The 14,534-nt window shown below is 37.2% G+C and carries 13 protein-coding genes; all 13 read left to right on the plus strand.

The window, feature by feature from the left end; all coding sequences use genetic code 11:
* The first annotated feature begins 17 nt into the window (after positions 1-17).
* Positions 18-1,679, plus strand: coding sequence for a formate--tetrahydrofolate ligase (locus tag C7K42_RS02040; protein ID WP_094243572.1), 1,662 nt, complete (start codon positions 18-20; stop codon positions 1,677-1,679).
* A 48-nt stretch (positions 1,680-1,727) separates the two neighbouring features.
* A complete protein-coding gene (locus tag C7K42_RS02045) occupies positions 1,728-2,411 on the plus strand; it encodes a CBS domain-containing protein (RefSeq protein ID WP_069028924.1) in 684 nt (227 codons plus the stop codon).
* A gap of 24 nt (positions 2,412-2,435) precedes the next feature.
* A complete protein-coding gene (lspA, locus tag C7K42_RS02050) occupies positions 2,436-2,906 on the plus strand; it encodes a signal peptidase II (protein ID WP_014124759.1) in 471 nt (156 codons plus the stop codon).
* Positions 2,896-3,810 carry an RluA family pseudouridine synthase gene (locus C7K42_RS02055; protein WP_069028925.1) on the plus strand — a complete coding sequence of 305 codons (915 nt, stop codon included), beginning with the start codon at positions 2,896-2,898 and terminating at the stop codon, positions 3,808-3,810. The genes lspA and C7K42_RS02055 overlap by 11 nt, the downstream gene beginning before the upstream one ends.
* Before the next feature lie 211 nt (positions 3,811-4,021).
* Positions 4,022-4,564 (plus strand): bifunctional pyr operon transcriptional regulator/uracil phosphoribosyltransferase PyrR, encoded by a 543-nt coding sequence (gene pyrR, locus C7K42_RS02060; RefSeq protein WP_014124761.1) that lies wholly within the window; start codon positions 4,022-4,024, stop codon positions 4,562-4,564.
* Positions 4,564-5,844, plus strand: coding sequence for a uracil permease (gene uraA, locus C7K42_RS02065; RefSeq protein WP_014124762.1), 1,281 nt, complete (start codon positions 4,564-4,566; stop codon positions 5,842-5,844). The genes pyrR and uraA overlap by 1 nt, the downstream gene beginning before the upstream one ends.
* A gap of 25 nt (positions 5,845-5,869) precedes the next feature.
* Positions 5,870-6,772, plus strand: coding sequence for an aspartate carbamoyltransferase catalytic subunit (locus C7K42_RS02070; RefSeq protein ID WP_069028926.1), 903 nt, complete (start codon positions 5,870-5,872; stop codon positions 6,770-6,772).
* 28 nt (positions 6,773-6,800) lie between these two features.
* Positions 6,801-8,108, plus strand: coding sequence for a dihydroorotase (locus C7K42_RS02075; RefSeq protein WP_041591819.1), 1,308 nt, complete (start codon positions 6,801-6,803; stop codon positions 8,106-8,108).
* The gene (locus C7K42_RS02080; RefSeq protein WP_094243569.1) at positions 8,083-9,162 is read left to right on the plus strand and encodes a carbamoyl phosphate synthase small subunit; all 1,080 of its coding nucleotides are present in this window, start codon (positions 8,083-8,085) and stop codon (positions 9,160-9,162) included. Before C7K42_RS02075 ends, C7K42_RS02080 begins: the two co-directional genes overlap by 26 nt.
* 2 nt (positions 9,163-9,164) lie before the next feature.
* Positions 9,165-12,341: a carbamoyl-phosphate synthase large subunit gene (gene carB / locus C7K42_RS02085; RefSeq protein ID WP_103099623.1), complete on the plus strand. Its 3,177-nt coding sequence runs from the start codon at positions 9,165-9,167 to the stop codon at positions 12,339-12,341.
* A 36-nt stretch (positions 12,342-12,377) separates the two neighbouring features.
* Positions 12,378-13,100, plus strand: coding sequence for an orotidine-5'-phosphate decarboxylase (pyrF, locus tag C7K42_RS02090; protein WP_103099624.1), 723 nt, complete (start codon positions 12,378-12,380; stop codon positions 13,098-13,100).
* Entirely contained in the window at positions 13,093-13,731 is a 639-nt protein-coding gene (gene pyrE, locus C7K42_RS02095) for an orotate phosphoribosyltransferase (protein ID WP_103099625.1), read from the plus strand. Before pyrF ends, pyrE begins: the two co-directional genes overlap by 8 nt.
* Before the next feature lie 80 nt (positions 13,732-13,811).
* Positions 13,812-14,486, plus strand: a complete 675-nt coding sequence (locus tag C7K42_RS02100) for a carbonic anhydrase family protein (RefSeq protein ID WP_103099626.1) — start codon at positions 13,812-13,814, stop codon at positions 14,484-14,486.
* Positions 14,487-14,534: the final 48 nt, after the last annotated feature.

Consider the following 14,534-nt stretch of genomic DNA (forward strand, 5'->3'; position numbering starts at 1 on the left):
GAAAGAAGGTAAAATTCATGTTATCAGATATTGAAATTGCACAACAAAGTAAGCTTTCTTCAATTACAAAAATCGCTGAAAAATTAGGAATCTCTTCGGAGTCTATCGAACTATTTGGCAACGATAAAGCAAAAGTTTCTTTAAAGGAAGAGGATAAAGCTTCTTTAGGAAAACTTATTTTAGTAACTTCTATTAATCCGACCCCAGCCGGCGAGGGCAAGACGACTGTTTCTATCGGATTAGCAGATCGTTTGAACCAATTACATAAAAATGCTGTTTTAGCTTTAAGAGAGCCATCATTAGGTCCTGTTATGGGTTTAAAAGGTGGCGCTACGGGTGGTGGTTATTCACAAGTTTTGCCTATGGAAGATATCAATTTACATTTTACTGGAGATATTCATGCTATTACTACAGCTAACAACGCGCTTTCGGCTTTTATCGATAATCATATCCATCAAGGAAATGAGTTAGGGATTGACCCCCAACAAATTATCTGGAAAAGATCTTTAGATCTAAACGATCGGGCTTTACGAAATACCCTCGTAGGGTTAGGAAATAAAGCACAAGGCGTCCCTCGGCAAGAAGGCTTTGACATTACAGTAGCAAGTGAAATCATGGCTGTTTTGTGTTTAGCTAGCGATCTCTCGGATTTAAAAGCTCGTCTAGCTCGCATTGTGATTGGCTATACTTATCAAAAAGAACCTGTGACGGTGCAGGATTTGCAAGTCGAAGGGGCTTTAGCTCTTTTATTAAAAGAGGCCATGAAGCCTAATTTAGTACAAACCATCGAACAAACGCCTGCTTTTATTCATGGCGGACCGTTTGCTAATATTGCCCATGGATGTAATAGTGTCGTTGCCACTAAAACTGCTTTACGTTTAGGTGATTATGTGGTAACAGAGGCCGGATTTGGCGCTGATTTAGGTGCGGAGAAATTTTTGGATATTAAAGTTCCTAATTTAGAAAAATCACCTGATGTGGTAGTAATGGTTGCTACTGTTCGCGCTTTAAAAATGCACGGGGGAGTAGCCGTTGATCAGTTAAATAAAGAGAACTTGCCTGCCTTGGAAAAAGGATTCGCTAATTTGAAAAAACATATCCAAAATATGCAAAGTTTTGGCTTACCTGTAGTCGTAGCGATCAATGAATTTGCTTTTGATCAAGAGAGCGAACTTTCTTTATTACAAACACTGTGTCAAGCAGTTGGAGTTAAAGCCTTACGAAGTTCTACTTGGGCTAATGGTGGACTTGGTGCTAAAGAATTAGCAAGTACAGTGGTGGATACGATCGCAGATAAAAAAGCAAAATATAGGCCACTTTATCAAAATCAACTTCCTGTAGAAGATAAAATCAAAAAAATCGCGCGCAATATTTACGGAGCAAAAAATGTGTTTTTCGAGAAAAATGCCAGAAAACAACTGGAAGATATCAAGACATTAGGTTGGGATCAATTACCGGTCTGTATTGCTAAAACCCAGTATTCACTTTCTGACGATGCCAGCTTGTTGGGTGTACCTAAAGACTTTGATTTAACGGTACGAGAAATCAGTCCTAAGATAGGCGCTGGCTTTTTGGTAGTATTAACAGGAAATGTGTTGACCATGCCGGGTCTTCCAAAAAGACCCGCAGCTTTAGATATGGATGTTGATGAAAAGGGAAATGCTAGTGGTTTGTTTTAACATACTTTAAATGATAAATACTGTCAAAATATAAAGGAGGGTTCACAAATGGGAGCGCGCGCGGACGCTTTTTTAAGCAGCTTTAATCGGATTGAAAAATGGTTAAATGACCAGTTAGATAATCCACAAAATATGGGTTTTAATCAAATGGTACGTAGACTAAGCAACCGCGAAGAATTGCCGGTAAAAACTTACGAAAATGATTTACTGCAAATTTCGCAATTACGTAATGCGATCGTCCATGAACAAATCGACGATGATTTCGTGATCGCTGAGCCGAACCAATGGATTTTAGATCGTATTAAAAAAATTGAAGCGGCATTAATACAACCAGAAACTGTTATCCCTCGTTTTGCCAAAAACGTGACAGGTTTTGAACAAGATATACCGATTATTGAATTACTAAAGATTGTGGCAGATAAACGTTATTCGCAATTTCCCTTGTATGAAAAAGGGGATTTTCAAGGATTGATTACCTTAAAAGCATTAGGTTATTGGTTTGCTAAGGAAAGAGTCAAGGGTAAAATTGACTTAAAAAATCGTACGGCAAAAGACCTGATTATTACTGACGGAAAACAAACGAATTTTGCTTTCGTGGCTAAAGACACCACGATCAATGAAGTCGAACAAAAATTTCGAAATAATGGATTGTTAGATGCTGTTTTTATTACTAAAGATGGCAATCCTAATGGTAATTTACTAGGGATCGTTCGTCCCCGTGATATCTTTTAAATTTTAAGAAATGAGGAAAAGTGATTGCTAACCATCTTTTTTGTGTTAAGTATAATAGTTATCAGTCTTGATCAATGGCTAAAATTGTGGACGGTTGCTAATCTAGGTATTGGCGAAAGTCAAAATGTAATTGAACACTTCTTTTCGTTAAACTACGTTCAAAATACTGGGGCTGCGTGGAGTATCTTAGAAGGAGAAACAACTTTTTTTACAATCATTACAATTGTTGCCGTTACTGTTGTTATTTACTTAATGATTCGTTATCGTAATGACAGTAAATTTTTAAACTTAGGGCTTGCCTTGGTACTTGCAGGAGCGGTGGGAAATTTTATCGACCGTATCCGTTTAGGCTATGTTGTAGATATGATACAAGTAGATTTTATCCAATTTCCTATTTTTAATATCGCGGATTGTTCTTTAGTCATAGGAGTTATTTGTATCTTTATTTATACAATATTTGAAGATCGTTTGAAAGGAAAAAATCATGTCGGATAAATTAGAAATTACAATTACAAAAGAGCAAGGACGGATTGACAAGGTATTATCAGAAAAGCTACCTTCTTATAGTCGGTCACAGATCCAACAGTGGTTAAAAGATGGTTTGGTTCTTTTAAACAATCAACAAGTAAAAGCAAATTATAAAGTAAGAGCTGAAGATCATTTTATTATAAATATTCCCGAAGAAAAAACATTAGATATTAAAGCTAGCGATATCCCACTTGATATTGTTTATCAAGATCAGGATGTGGCAGTGGTTAATAAGCCGCAAGGTATGGTAGTCCATCCTTCCAAGGGACATCCTGATCATACCTTGGTAAATGCTTTATTATTCCATTTAGATCACTTATCAAGTATTAATGGTGTGATACGGCCAGGGATTGTCCACCGTATTGATAAGGATACTTCAGGACTTTTAATGGTAGCTAAAAATGATCATAGTCATGCTTCATTAGCCCAACAGCTACAAGATAAAACAACTTTGCGGGAATATACAGCATTAGTACATGGTAATATTAAACATCAGAAAGGAACGATCACAGCACCTATCGGTCGTTCTAAAACGAATCGCCAGATGCAAGATGTGGTTGAAGATGGGAAACCTGCAGTGACTCATTTTACGGTGTTAGAACACTTTACAGATTTTACTTTGATTAAGTTACAGTTGGAAACCGGAAGAACACATCAGATCCGTGTGCATATGAAATATATTGGCTATCCTATTGCAGGAGATCCAGTCTATGGTCCCAAAAAAACTTTAGCGGGTAACGGACAATTTTTGCATGCGGGTGTTATTGGTTTTAATCATCCGGTAACTGATCAATGGATGACTTTTGAAGCCGCTTTGCCGGAAATCTTTCAAAAAACTTTAGCGAATTTAGAAAAACCAATTGATTTTTGAAATAAATAACTGTATAGTTGAACCAATAAAATTTCATAACTTATCCTTTAAGTTAGTCCCGTGAGGCTAAAAAGGACGTGATAAAATAGACAAAGAAGAGCAAATTTTTCATTGTTGAATTTTAATATACTTTTTTAACCATCAGTGTATACTCACTCCTGCCTCTAACGGGTAGGAGTTTTTTTATGTTTAAAAAATGGGAGGGTGTCATATGGCAAAAAAAGAAGTGATTAATGAAGTGACGATGAAACGCGCGCTCACTAGGATTACTTATGAAATTATCGAAAGAAATTATGATATCGATCGCTTGGTACTTATTGGTATAAAGACAAGGGGCATTTATATTGCTCAACGTATTGCTCAACGTTTGCAACAATTAGAAAATGTTGAGGTACCTGTGGGAGCTTTGGATATTACTTTGTATCGAGACGATAAAAGAAATCAATCAGGGCAACCAGAATTACACGATTCTGATATTCCAGAAGATTTGGAAGGAAAAGAAGTAATTGTTGTCGATGATGTATTATTTACGGGGCGTACGATTCGTGCTGCGCTAGATGCTATTATGGATTTTGGTCGTCCACAAAAAATCGCCTTAGCCGTTTTGGTCGATCGGGGGCATCGAGAATTACCGATCCGAGCTGATTTTGTTGGGAAAAATATCCCTACTTCTTCAGCAGAAGAAATTATTGTTGAAATGATGGAGACAGATGGTACAGACCGCATTTTAATCAATAAAAAAGGAGAACAGTAATGGCAGAAAAAAATGAATTTCGTAATCCAGACGCAATTTTAGATATTAAAGATCGGCCCAAATTTTTGCCTTGGATTGGTCTTAGCTTACAACATTTATTTACGATGTTTGGTGCAACAGTATTAGTTCCAATATTAGTCGGCCTTGATCCAAGTATCGCTTTATTTAGTTCGGGCGTAGGCACACTTTTATATATTCTAATCACCAAAGGAACCGTACCTGCTTATTTAGGTAGTAGTTTTGCTTTTATTACAGCTATTCAGTCATTAATGGGAAGCAGTGGTTATCCAGCTGTTGCGCAAGGAATTATCTATTCTGGGATCGTTTATCTGATTGTAGCTTTTATTATCGCAAAAGCCGGTTCTGATTGGATCGATGAAGTTTTACCACCGATCGTTGTAGGACCTGTGATTATGGTTATCGGTTTAGGGCTAGCGCAAAATGCTGCTGAAAATGCAATGTTTAATGAAGGAAATTATGATGCCAAGTACTTTTTAGTTGCCTTGGTTACCTTAGCTATTACGATCTTTTTCAATATGTTTTTAAAAGGATTTTTGAGTCTAATTCCGATTTTATTAGGGATTATTGGCGGCTATTTGTTTGCCTTAGTCGTAGGGATTGTTGACCTGGAAGCAGTAAAAGCTGCGCCATGGTTTCAAGTACCTGACTTTCAGTTCATGTTTGTTGATTATAACTTTCATTTTTCTCTAGCTGCTTTAATTAGTATGGCACCGATCGCTTTTGTAACAATGACTGAACATATGGGACACTTGATGGTATTAAGTAAAACGACAAAACGCGATTTTTTCAAATCACCGGGCTTGAAAAAAACTTTATTTGCTGATGGACTTTCGACCATTATTGCCGGTTTTATTGGGGGCCCTCCAACCACAAGTTATGGAGAAAATATCGGCGTTTTAGCAATCACTAAAGTCCATAGTGTGTTTGTTCTTGGCGGAGCCGCCTTACTAGCTGTATTGTTTAGCTTTGTGGGAAAAATAAGTAGTTTAATTTATAGTATTCCCACACCAGTCATCGGCGGTATCAGCTTCTTATTATTTGGTGTAATTGCTTCTAGTGGATTACGTATCTTAATTGACAATCAAATCGATTTTGATAAAAAACGTAATTTGATGATCACTGCAGCAGTTTTAGTGATTGGTATCGGCGGGGCATACTTGAAAATAGGCAGTTTCGAATTAACTAGTATGGCCTTAGCGACTGTTATTGGGATTATTTTAAACTTGGTGTTACCTGTAAAAGCTAGAAGTGAAGAATAAGGAGGTCAGCGTATGATCGCTCGCTCTGAAAGCGTCAGTTTTAACGATTGAAGCATTGTCTGATCAGGAAGTTATGGGATTGATCCATCGGGGACAAGCCTTTAAGAATGGGGAAGTATGGCGTCCAGAAAAAAAGCAATATTTCGCCGCTAATCTCTTTTTTGAGAGTAGCACGCGAACGCATAAAAGCTTTGAAGTTGCCGAAAAAAAACTAGGGATCGATGTGATAGACTTTGCCACTGCTACAAGTTCAGTACAAAAAGGAGAAACACTTTATGATACAGTTTTAACCATGTCAGCTATTGGGGTTGATTGTGTGGTTATACGACACAGTGATGAAAATTACTATGATGCCTTGATTCAAAGTCCTACGATCCAATGTAGTGTTATTAACGGCGGTGATGGCAGTGGTCAACATCCTACACAGTGCTTATTAGACTTGATGACAATTTATGAAGAATTTGGATCTTTTAAGGGGTTGAATGTAGCGATTGTTGGAGATATCACCCATTCTAGAGTCGCGAAATCAAACATGCAAATGCTCAAGCGTTTAGGGGCGCATGTTTATTTCTCTGGACCTAGACAATGGTATGATGAGACTTTTGATGTTTATGGTACTTATTTACCTTTGGATGAATTAATAGGTAAAATGGATGTATTGATGATGCTACGTGTTCAACATGAGCGTCATGATCCCAACGAAAGTTTCTCAAAAGAAGTGTATCATAAGAAATTTGGTTTAACAGATGATCGTGCCAAGAAAATGAAAGAGCAGGCCATTATAATGCATCCAGCTCCGGTAAATCGAGATGTTGAAATTGCGGATTCATTAGTAGAAGGGCTACAATCAAGGATCGTTAGGCAGATGACAAATGGCGTATATGTCCGAATGGCTATATTAGAAGCTATCTTACATGGAAAAGCATAATTAGCTTATTATAAAGGAGGGCAAGATGATGGATTTATTAATCAAAAATGCTTGTATGATTATCCATGATAATCAATTGAATGCAGTAGCAATATGGATCAAAGACGAAAGGATTCATGCAATTGGCAAAAATTTCGATGAAGGTTCGTTCGAACAAATCATTGATGCGAAAAACCAGCTAGTGACACAAGGTTTAGTAGATGTTCATGTCCATCTTAGAGAGCCCGGATTTACTTATAAAGAAACGATCAAAACGGGAAGTTTGGCAGCTAGTCGTGGAGGTTTTACTACGATTTGTGCCATGCCTAATTTAGAACCTGTACCTGATACTATTGAGAAATATAATCAAGTACAAGAGTTGATTTCTCAAAGTGCAGTCAATCATGTGCTCCAATATGCTCCGATCACTAAAAACTTACGAAGTGAGGATTTAGTAGATCAAGCAGCTTTAAAAAATGCTGGGGCATTTGCTTTTACTAATGATGGTGTGGGCGTTCAAAAGGCTGGTACCATGTATTTGGCAATGAAAGAAGCAGCAAAAAATCAGCGCGCAATCGTGGCCCACACTGAAGACGAATCACTACTTTTTAATGGTGTTATGCATAAGGGAGAGAAGGCGGATGAATTAGGCTTAGCTGGTATTATGAGCGCTGCAGAGTCTTCACAAATTGCTCGTGATTTACTTTTAGCGGAGGAAACCGGCGTCCATTATCATGTTTGTCATGTTTCTTCAAAAGAAAGCGTGCGGGTGATCCGAGAAGCTAAAAAAGCAGGGATCCAGGTTAGCTGTGAAGTTTGTCCTCATCATTTATTATTTGCTGATGAAGACATCCCTAAAAACCACGGCTACTGGAAAATGAACCCGCCATTAAGAGCTAGAGAAGATCAAAATGCACTTATCGAAGGTTTACTAGATGGTACAATCGATTGCATCGCGACTGATCATGCGCCTCATAGTTTTGCGGAAAAAAACCAAGATTTTAATCATTCTCCTTTTGGTATTGTAGGCTCAGAATATGCTTTTCAATTAATTTATACTGCCTTTGTTAAAAAAGGGATCTTTACCCTGGCTCAAGTGATCGATTGGATGGCAATTAAACCGGCGGCGTTGTTTGGTTTAACGGTTAATCGTTTGAATGTTGGTGATCCCGCGGATTTAGCAATATTTGATATTGAGCATAGTTACACCGTCGATGAGAAAAAGTTTTTATCAAAAGCAGAGAATACGCCATTTATTGGCAGAGAACTTTTTGGAGATACCCTTTATACACTGGTAAATGGAAAAATTGTTTGGCAAGGTGGGAATCAAAATGGATCGTTGGCTAATTTTAGATGATGGCACTTGTTTTGAAGGTAAAGGATTTGGTGCCCAATTAAACGTTTTTGGCGAAATTGTTTTTAGTACGAGTATGACTGGCTATCAGGAGACGATCACCGATCAAAATTTTAACGGACAAATTATTACTTTTACCTATCCAGTAATCGGCAATGTCGGGATTAATCGGGATGACTATGAGTCCCTTTCGCCGGCTTGTAAAGGAATCGTAGTAAAAGAGTATCCTCGTCTGGCAAGTAATTGGCGTTATCAGATGTCACTTTCTGAATTTTTGGCTAGAAGAAATATTGCTGGTATCGCCGGGATTGATACACGTGCATTAATGCATAAAATCCAGCGCTCTGGTACTATGAAAGCTAGTATCGTAGATTCTGGAGATACTTTTACACATGCTTATGATCAATTAAAAGCCAATGTATTACCCACAAATCAAGTAGAACAAGTTTCTACACAAAAGCCTTACCCAAGTCCAGGGACAGGACACAATGTAGTGATTATTGATTTAGGATTAAAACATAGTATTATGCGAGAGTTAGCTAAGCGTAATTGTAACTTGACCGTTATGCCACATGATAGTTTAGCTGAAGAAATCTTAGAATTAGCACCTGATGGTCTTGTTTTAACGAACGGTCCAGGAGATCCTAAAAGTATTCCTGATGTAATAGAAAAAATCCGCCAAATTCAAGGAAAAATTCCTATTTTTGGGGTGGGTTTAGGGCAGCAGTTATTCGCTTTAGCTAATGATTGTGATACTTATCAGATAAGTTTTGGACATCACGGACAAAATTACCCAGTGAAAGAAAAAGCGACTGGGCGTATTGATATGAGCTCACAAAGTCATAGCTTTGCTGTTAAAAAAGATTCCTTAGATAGAAAAAGACTTTTAGTGACTCATTACAACATAAACGATGGTAGTATTGAGGGGTTAAAACATCGTCGTTATCCAGCCTTTACCGTGCAATTTAATCCAGACGCTGCACCAGGACCTCACGATACTTTACATGTATTTGATGAATTTATCGAAATGATGGACGCACAAAAAGGAGCGGTTTAGCTTTGCCAAAAAGAACAGACATTAAAAAAATATTGATCATCGGTTCAGGCCCGACTGTTATTGGTCAAGCTGCCGAATTTGATTATACCGCCACACAAGCTTGTATCGCTTTAAAAGAAGAGGGTTATGAAACGGTCGTGGTTAATTCAGATCCTGCGACGATTATGACAGATAAAGAAAATGCCGATCATATTTATATTGAGCCTGTAACCACAGAATTTCTCTCGCGCGTGCTAAGAAAAGAATTACCAGATGCCATCTTGCCGACTTTTGGCGGGCAAACTGCTTTAAATCTTGCAGGTGAGTTGGTCGCTTCAGGTATTTTAACTGAGTTAAATATAGAAATTCTTGGAACAAAAAATTCAGTGATTGAACAAACAGAAGATCCAGATCTACTTAAAAAATTATTAACTTCATTAAATCAACCTGTACAATCTTTACAAGTGGTTACTACAGAAAAAGAAGCGCTTGCTTGTGCAAATGAAATAGGTTATCCAGTTTTTGTACGACCTTTATTAACCTTAGCAGGGGCAGCTAGTGGTATTTGTTATAACGAACACAGACTTAAGCAATGTATAGCAGAAGGTCTTAATTTATCACCTGCTGGACAATGTATAGTTGAACAAAGTTTAAGTGGCTTTAAGGAAATTGAATTTGAAGTTTTACGCGATTCTGCAGACAATGCTTTAGCGGTTGGAAATATAGAAAATTTTGACCCGGTAGGCATTCATAGTGGAGATTCCCTAGCTTTTGTTCCTAGTCAAACTTTAACTGATCATGAATACCAATTATTGCGTGATGTTTCACTACAAATTATTCATGCGTTAAAAATCAATGGCAGCTGTCATGTGCGTCTTGCGCTTGATCCTCAAAGTTTTGACTATTATGTATTAGATATTAATACACGTTTAACTCGTTCAAGTGTACTCATCGGTAAGGCAACAGCTTATCCAATTGCCAGAATTGCGGCAAAAGTTGCTATAGGCATGTCCTTAGCTGAGATAAAAAATCCAATGACAGAAATGACTTCTGCTAATTTTGAACCTAGTTTGGATTATGTCGTGACCAAGATTCCGCGTTGGCCATTTGATTTAAGAAAAAGCGCACAATGTCAATTGAATACGCAGATGAAGTCTGTAGGTGAAGGAATGGCTTTAGGACGAAATCTAGAAGAGTCGTTATTAAAAGCAATCCAATCATTGGCTGATACTTCTCATATCGAGCTTGTCTCTTTAAAACAACTCACTGATGATGATTTAACACAAAAAATCGTGCATGCACAAGAAGATCGCTTATTTGCTTTAGCTGAGAGCCTACGTCGAGGTTATAATACGATTGAGGAACTGGCAGAAATCACAAAGATTGATTTGTTATTTTTGGACAAGATCGCTCATATTGTAGAAATCGAAAGTCTATTAAGCGAAAGAAAAGATGATTTTGATGTGTTAAAAGTTGCTAAGCAAAACGGTTTTTCTGATCAAAAGATTGCACAATTATGGCATACTGAAAAAGAAAAAATTCTGCATTTTAGAAAGCAGCAAGGTCTCTCTGCCGTATTTAAAATGGTGGATAGCTGTGCAGGTGAATTTATCGCTAAAAGACCTTATTTTTATAGAAGCTATGAAACAGAAAACGAAAGTAGCAGTAAACAAAAACCTGCAATTTTACTTTTAGGAGCCGGTCCTATTGGCATTGGACAAGGTCTTGAATTTGATTATGCTAATGTCCAGGCTATAAGTGCTGTACAACAAGCTGGTTATGAGGCAATCGTTATTAACGATAATCCTAGCAGTCTATCTACCGATTTTATGATCGCAGATAAATTATATTTTGAACCACTCACTTCTGAAGCAGTATACGATATCGTCGAACAAGAAAAACCGGTGGGTGTTATAGGACAATTCGGAGGTACATCAACTTATCGCTTAAGTGAAGAACTTGCTGAATTAGGGATCAATTTATTAGCTATGGACTTAAACAAATTACAAGAGATAAAAGATCCGCTAAAATTTGATAGGATGTTAAAAACACTAGAAATAAATCCGCGGCAAAGACAGGTCGTTTCTACAGAAAAAGAAGCACTTGCTAGCGTTGAATCGATGGGCTTTCCTATTGCTATACGTTCCTATGATTTATTCAATGAGGATAATGTGCGTCGTGTTGATGAAAAAGAAACACTTGCTGTTGGTTTAAACTATTTGAAACACAAGGGGGATAGCCCACTACTAGTGGTTGAAAACTATACTTCTGTTAGAGAATGTGAGGCTGACATTATTTATGACGGTAGCACCATCTTTATAGCTGGTATTACCGAATATATCGAGCGATCAGATGTACATTCTGGAGATTCAATCACAGTTTATCCAGCGCAAACTTTTTCTAAAGAAGTTTTACAAAAAGTTGAAGTCTATAGTAAACAGATAATAAAGCATCTTGATTTAATCGGTGTTATGAACATTCAATTTGTCATTTCTGAAAACCAAGTATATGTGAACAGGGTGTTGCCATATGCGAGTCGCTCGCTTCCATTTTTGAGTAAGATTAAAAAAGTCCCGCTAGTACAAATTGCAACAAGGGTGATTTTAGGTGATAAGCTGGAGGATATGGAGTATAATATGTCTTTAGCTAGCAAGGAGTTTTATGTGAAAGCACCCGTTTTTTCCTTAACAAATTTAGTAGCTACTGATAGTTACTTAAAACAGGAAATGAAATCTACTGGCACAGTGATGGGATCAGATATAAGCTTAGAGAAAGCTCTATATAAAGCTTTTGCGGCGGCTGGTTTAGCTATTCCGGAATTTGGGTCCGTGTTATTTACTGTAGCAGATAAAGATAAGGAAATGGCTTTGCAGTTAGCACAAAGCTTTTCTGAAGTAGGCTTTAATATCACCGCAACACAAAAAACTGCAGAATACTTTGATGACCATGGTTTAAAAGTACGTAAATTAGCGAAATCGTCTACTAAAAATGAACAGACAATATTCGAACGTTTAGAAAATGGCCACATTCAAATGATTATCAATACGGTAAGACCCAATCGTCAAAACGTTTCTTATAATAGTCTTGCAATTTTTCGCAAGGCCGTAGAGCAAGGTGTTGCTGTATTTACTTCATTAGATACTGTAGTCGCTATTTTAAAAGTGATTCAATCCAGGTCATTTTCAACGAAAGAAGTTTAACAATGGTAAAATAACAGGGTAGAGAGGATAGAGAAAATGATTGAACGTCCAATAATTGCTTTAGATTTTTCTTCTAAAGCTGAAATCAAGACTTTTTTAAATAAATTCCCGCAAGATGAATCTCTTTTTGTTAAAGTGGGCATGGAAATTTTTTACCAAGAAGGTCCTGCTATTGTTGAGTGGCTCAAAAAAGCTGGACATGATATTTTCTTAGATTTAAAATTACATGATATACCCAATACAGTACAGCGGTCAATGATAGGTTTAGCTAAAATAGGGGTAGCTATTACAACTGTACAGGCAGCTGGCGGGAATCAGATGATGCAAGCAGCCAGACAAGGACTAGATAGCGGAACACCTGCAGGTCAAACACCGCCTCAAGTAATTGCTGTCACTCAGTTGACTTCAACAAGCCAAGCGCAGATGCAAAAAGAACAATTAGTACAAGCAAGTTTAGAAGAAAGTGTACTCCATTATGCTAAAGGCGCACAGCAAGCTGGTTTGGACGGTGTGGTTTGTTCAGCTTGGGAAGCACAAAAAATTCATGATGTAACTTCTGAAAATTTCATGTGCCTAACACCCGGAATCCGACCATACGGAAAAGCTGCAGATGATCAAAAAAGAGTAGTTTCACCTAGTAAGGCTTACTTAATGGGCGCTAATGCGATTGTAGTGGGAAGACCTATTACCTTAGCTGATGATCCTTATAAGGCTTATCAAAACATTAAAATAGATTGGAATGACATAGCAGATGAATAATAGCGAAAAAACAATTGCGCAAAATTTGTTAGATATTGAGGCGGTTTTTTTAAGCCCCAATCAGCCATTTACTTGGGCTAGTGGTATAAAAAGTCCAATTTATTGTGATAATCGTATCACAATGAGTTATCCTAAAGTAAGAAAATTAATTGCTACTGAACTCGCTAAAAAAATTAAAGAACAATTTCCTGCTACGCAAGTCATTGCGGGCACTGCAACAGCGGGTATCCCGCATGCAGCTTGGGTGGCTGATATTTTGGATTTACCGATGATTTATATTCGTAGCAAGAAAAAAGATCACGGGAAAACCAATCAAATTGAAGGAAAAATAGCAAAAGGGCAAAAGGTTGTTGTCATCGAAGATTTGATTTCAACAGGTGCTAGCGTTTTGGAAGCTTGTCATGCAGCCAAAAATGAAGGGGTTGAGGTATTAGGTGTGGCAGCGATTTTTACCTATGAGTTGCAAAGTGGAAAAGATAACTTTAAGGAAAATAATATGCCGCTTATCACATTGACCAATTATTCTACTTTAATCAATACAGCTTTAGCTGAAAATTATATTGAAGAAAACGAGTTACAGTCATTACAAGCTTGGAAAAAAGACCCTGATCATTGGGCGAAAATGGAATAGAATTTTCTTTATTTTATAAAAGAAAGTTGGTAAAATTTTATTTATTAGACAAAAAGTAAAATAAAGAAAGGAATTCTTTTATGTCACAAATCTGGAGTTATAGAGGAAATACTGGACCAGAGTTTTGGCCTGAACTTTGTAAAGAATTTTATACAGCAGCTCAATTTCCCTTGCAATCACCGATTTCATTATCTTATGAAGAAACACAAACTTTAGAAGAAGCACTTAAATTTACTTACGTTGAACAAAACGTTTATGTGCAAAAAATAAACGAAACGATGCATTTTGTTCCCGTAGACGCAGCAAGTTTTGTTGATTTTGCCCAGAATCGTTACTATTTAACAGATATTCATTTTCATATGCCTAGTGAGCATGTAATCAGTAAACAACAAGCACCTTTAGAGTTTCATTTGGTGCATAAAGATGAAGATGGAAAGCCCCTAGTTTGTGCTGTACTTTTTGATTTAGTTGAAGATGAAGACAAAAAATGTAATAACGGCAAGTTGATATTAGAGGCTGATAAAGGTAAAGAACAATCACTAAATCCTGAGATTTTTTTGCCGGAAAATATCACTTATTTTCATTATGAAGGTTCACTTACAACACCACCCACAGAAGGGCCCGTTCAGTGGTTTGTTTTTGATCAAATAGGCGTAATGAGCCGCTCTTTGATCGAAGATTTTAAAACCAGTCTTTTACCTAATAATCGTCCTTTGCAAAATAAAAATCAACGTCCCATTTTTTATAAAAAATAAGAAAACCACTAAAGCTTGATGTGAATGATCAGGCTTTAGTGGTTTTCT

Source organism: Tetragenococcus halophilus subsp. halophilus DSM 20339 (assembly GCF_003841405.1).
Taxonomy (GTDB): Bacteria; Bacillota; Bacilli; order Lactobacillales; family Enterococcaceae; genus Tetragenococcus; species Tetragenococcus halophilus.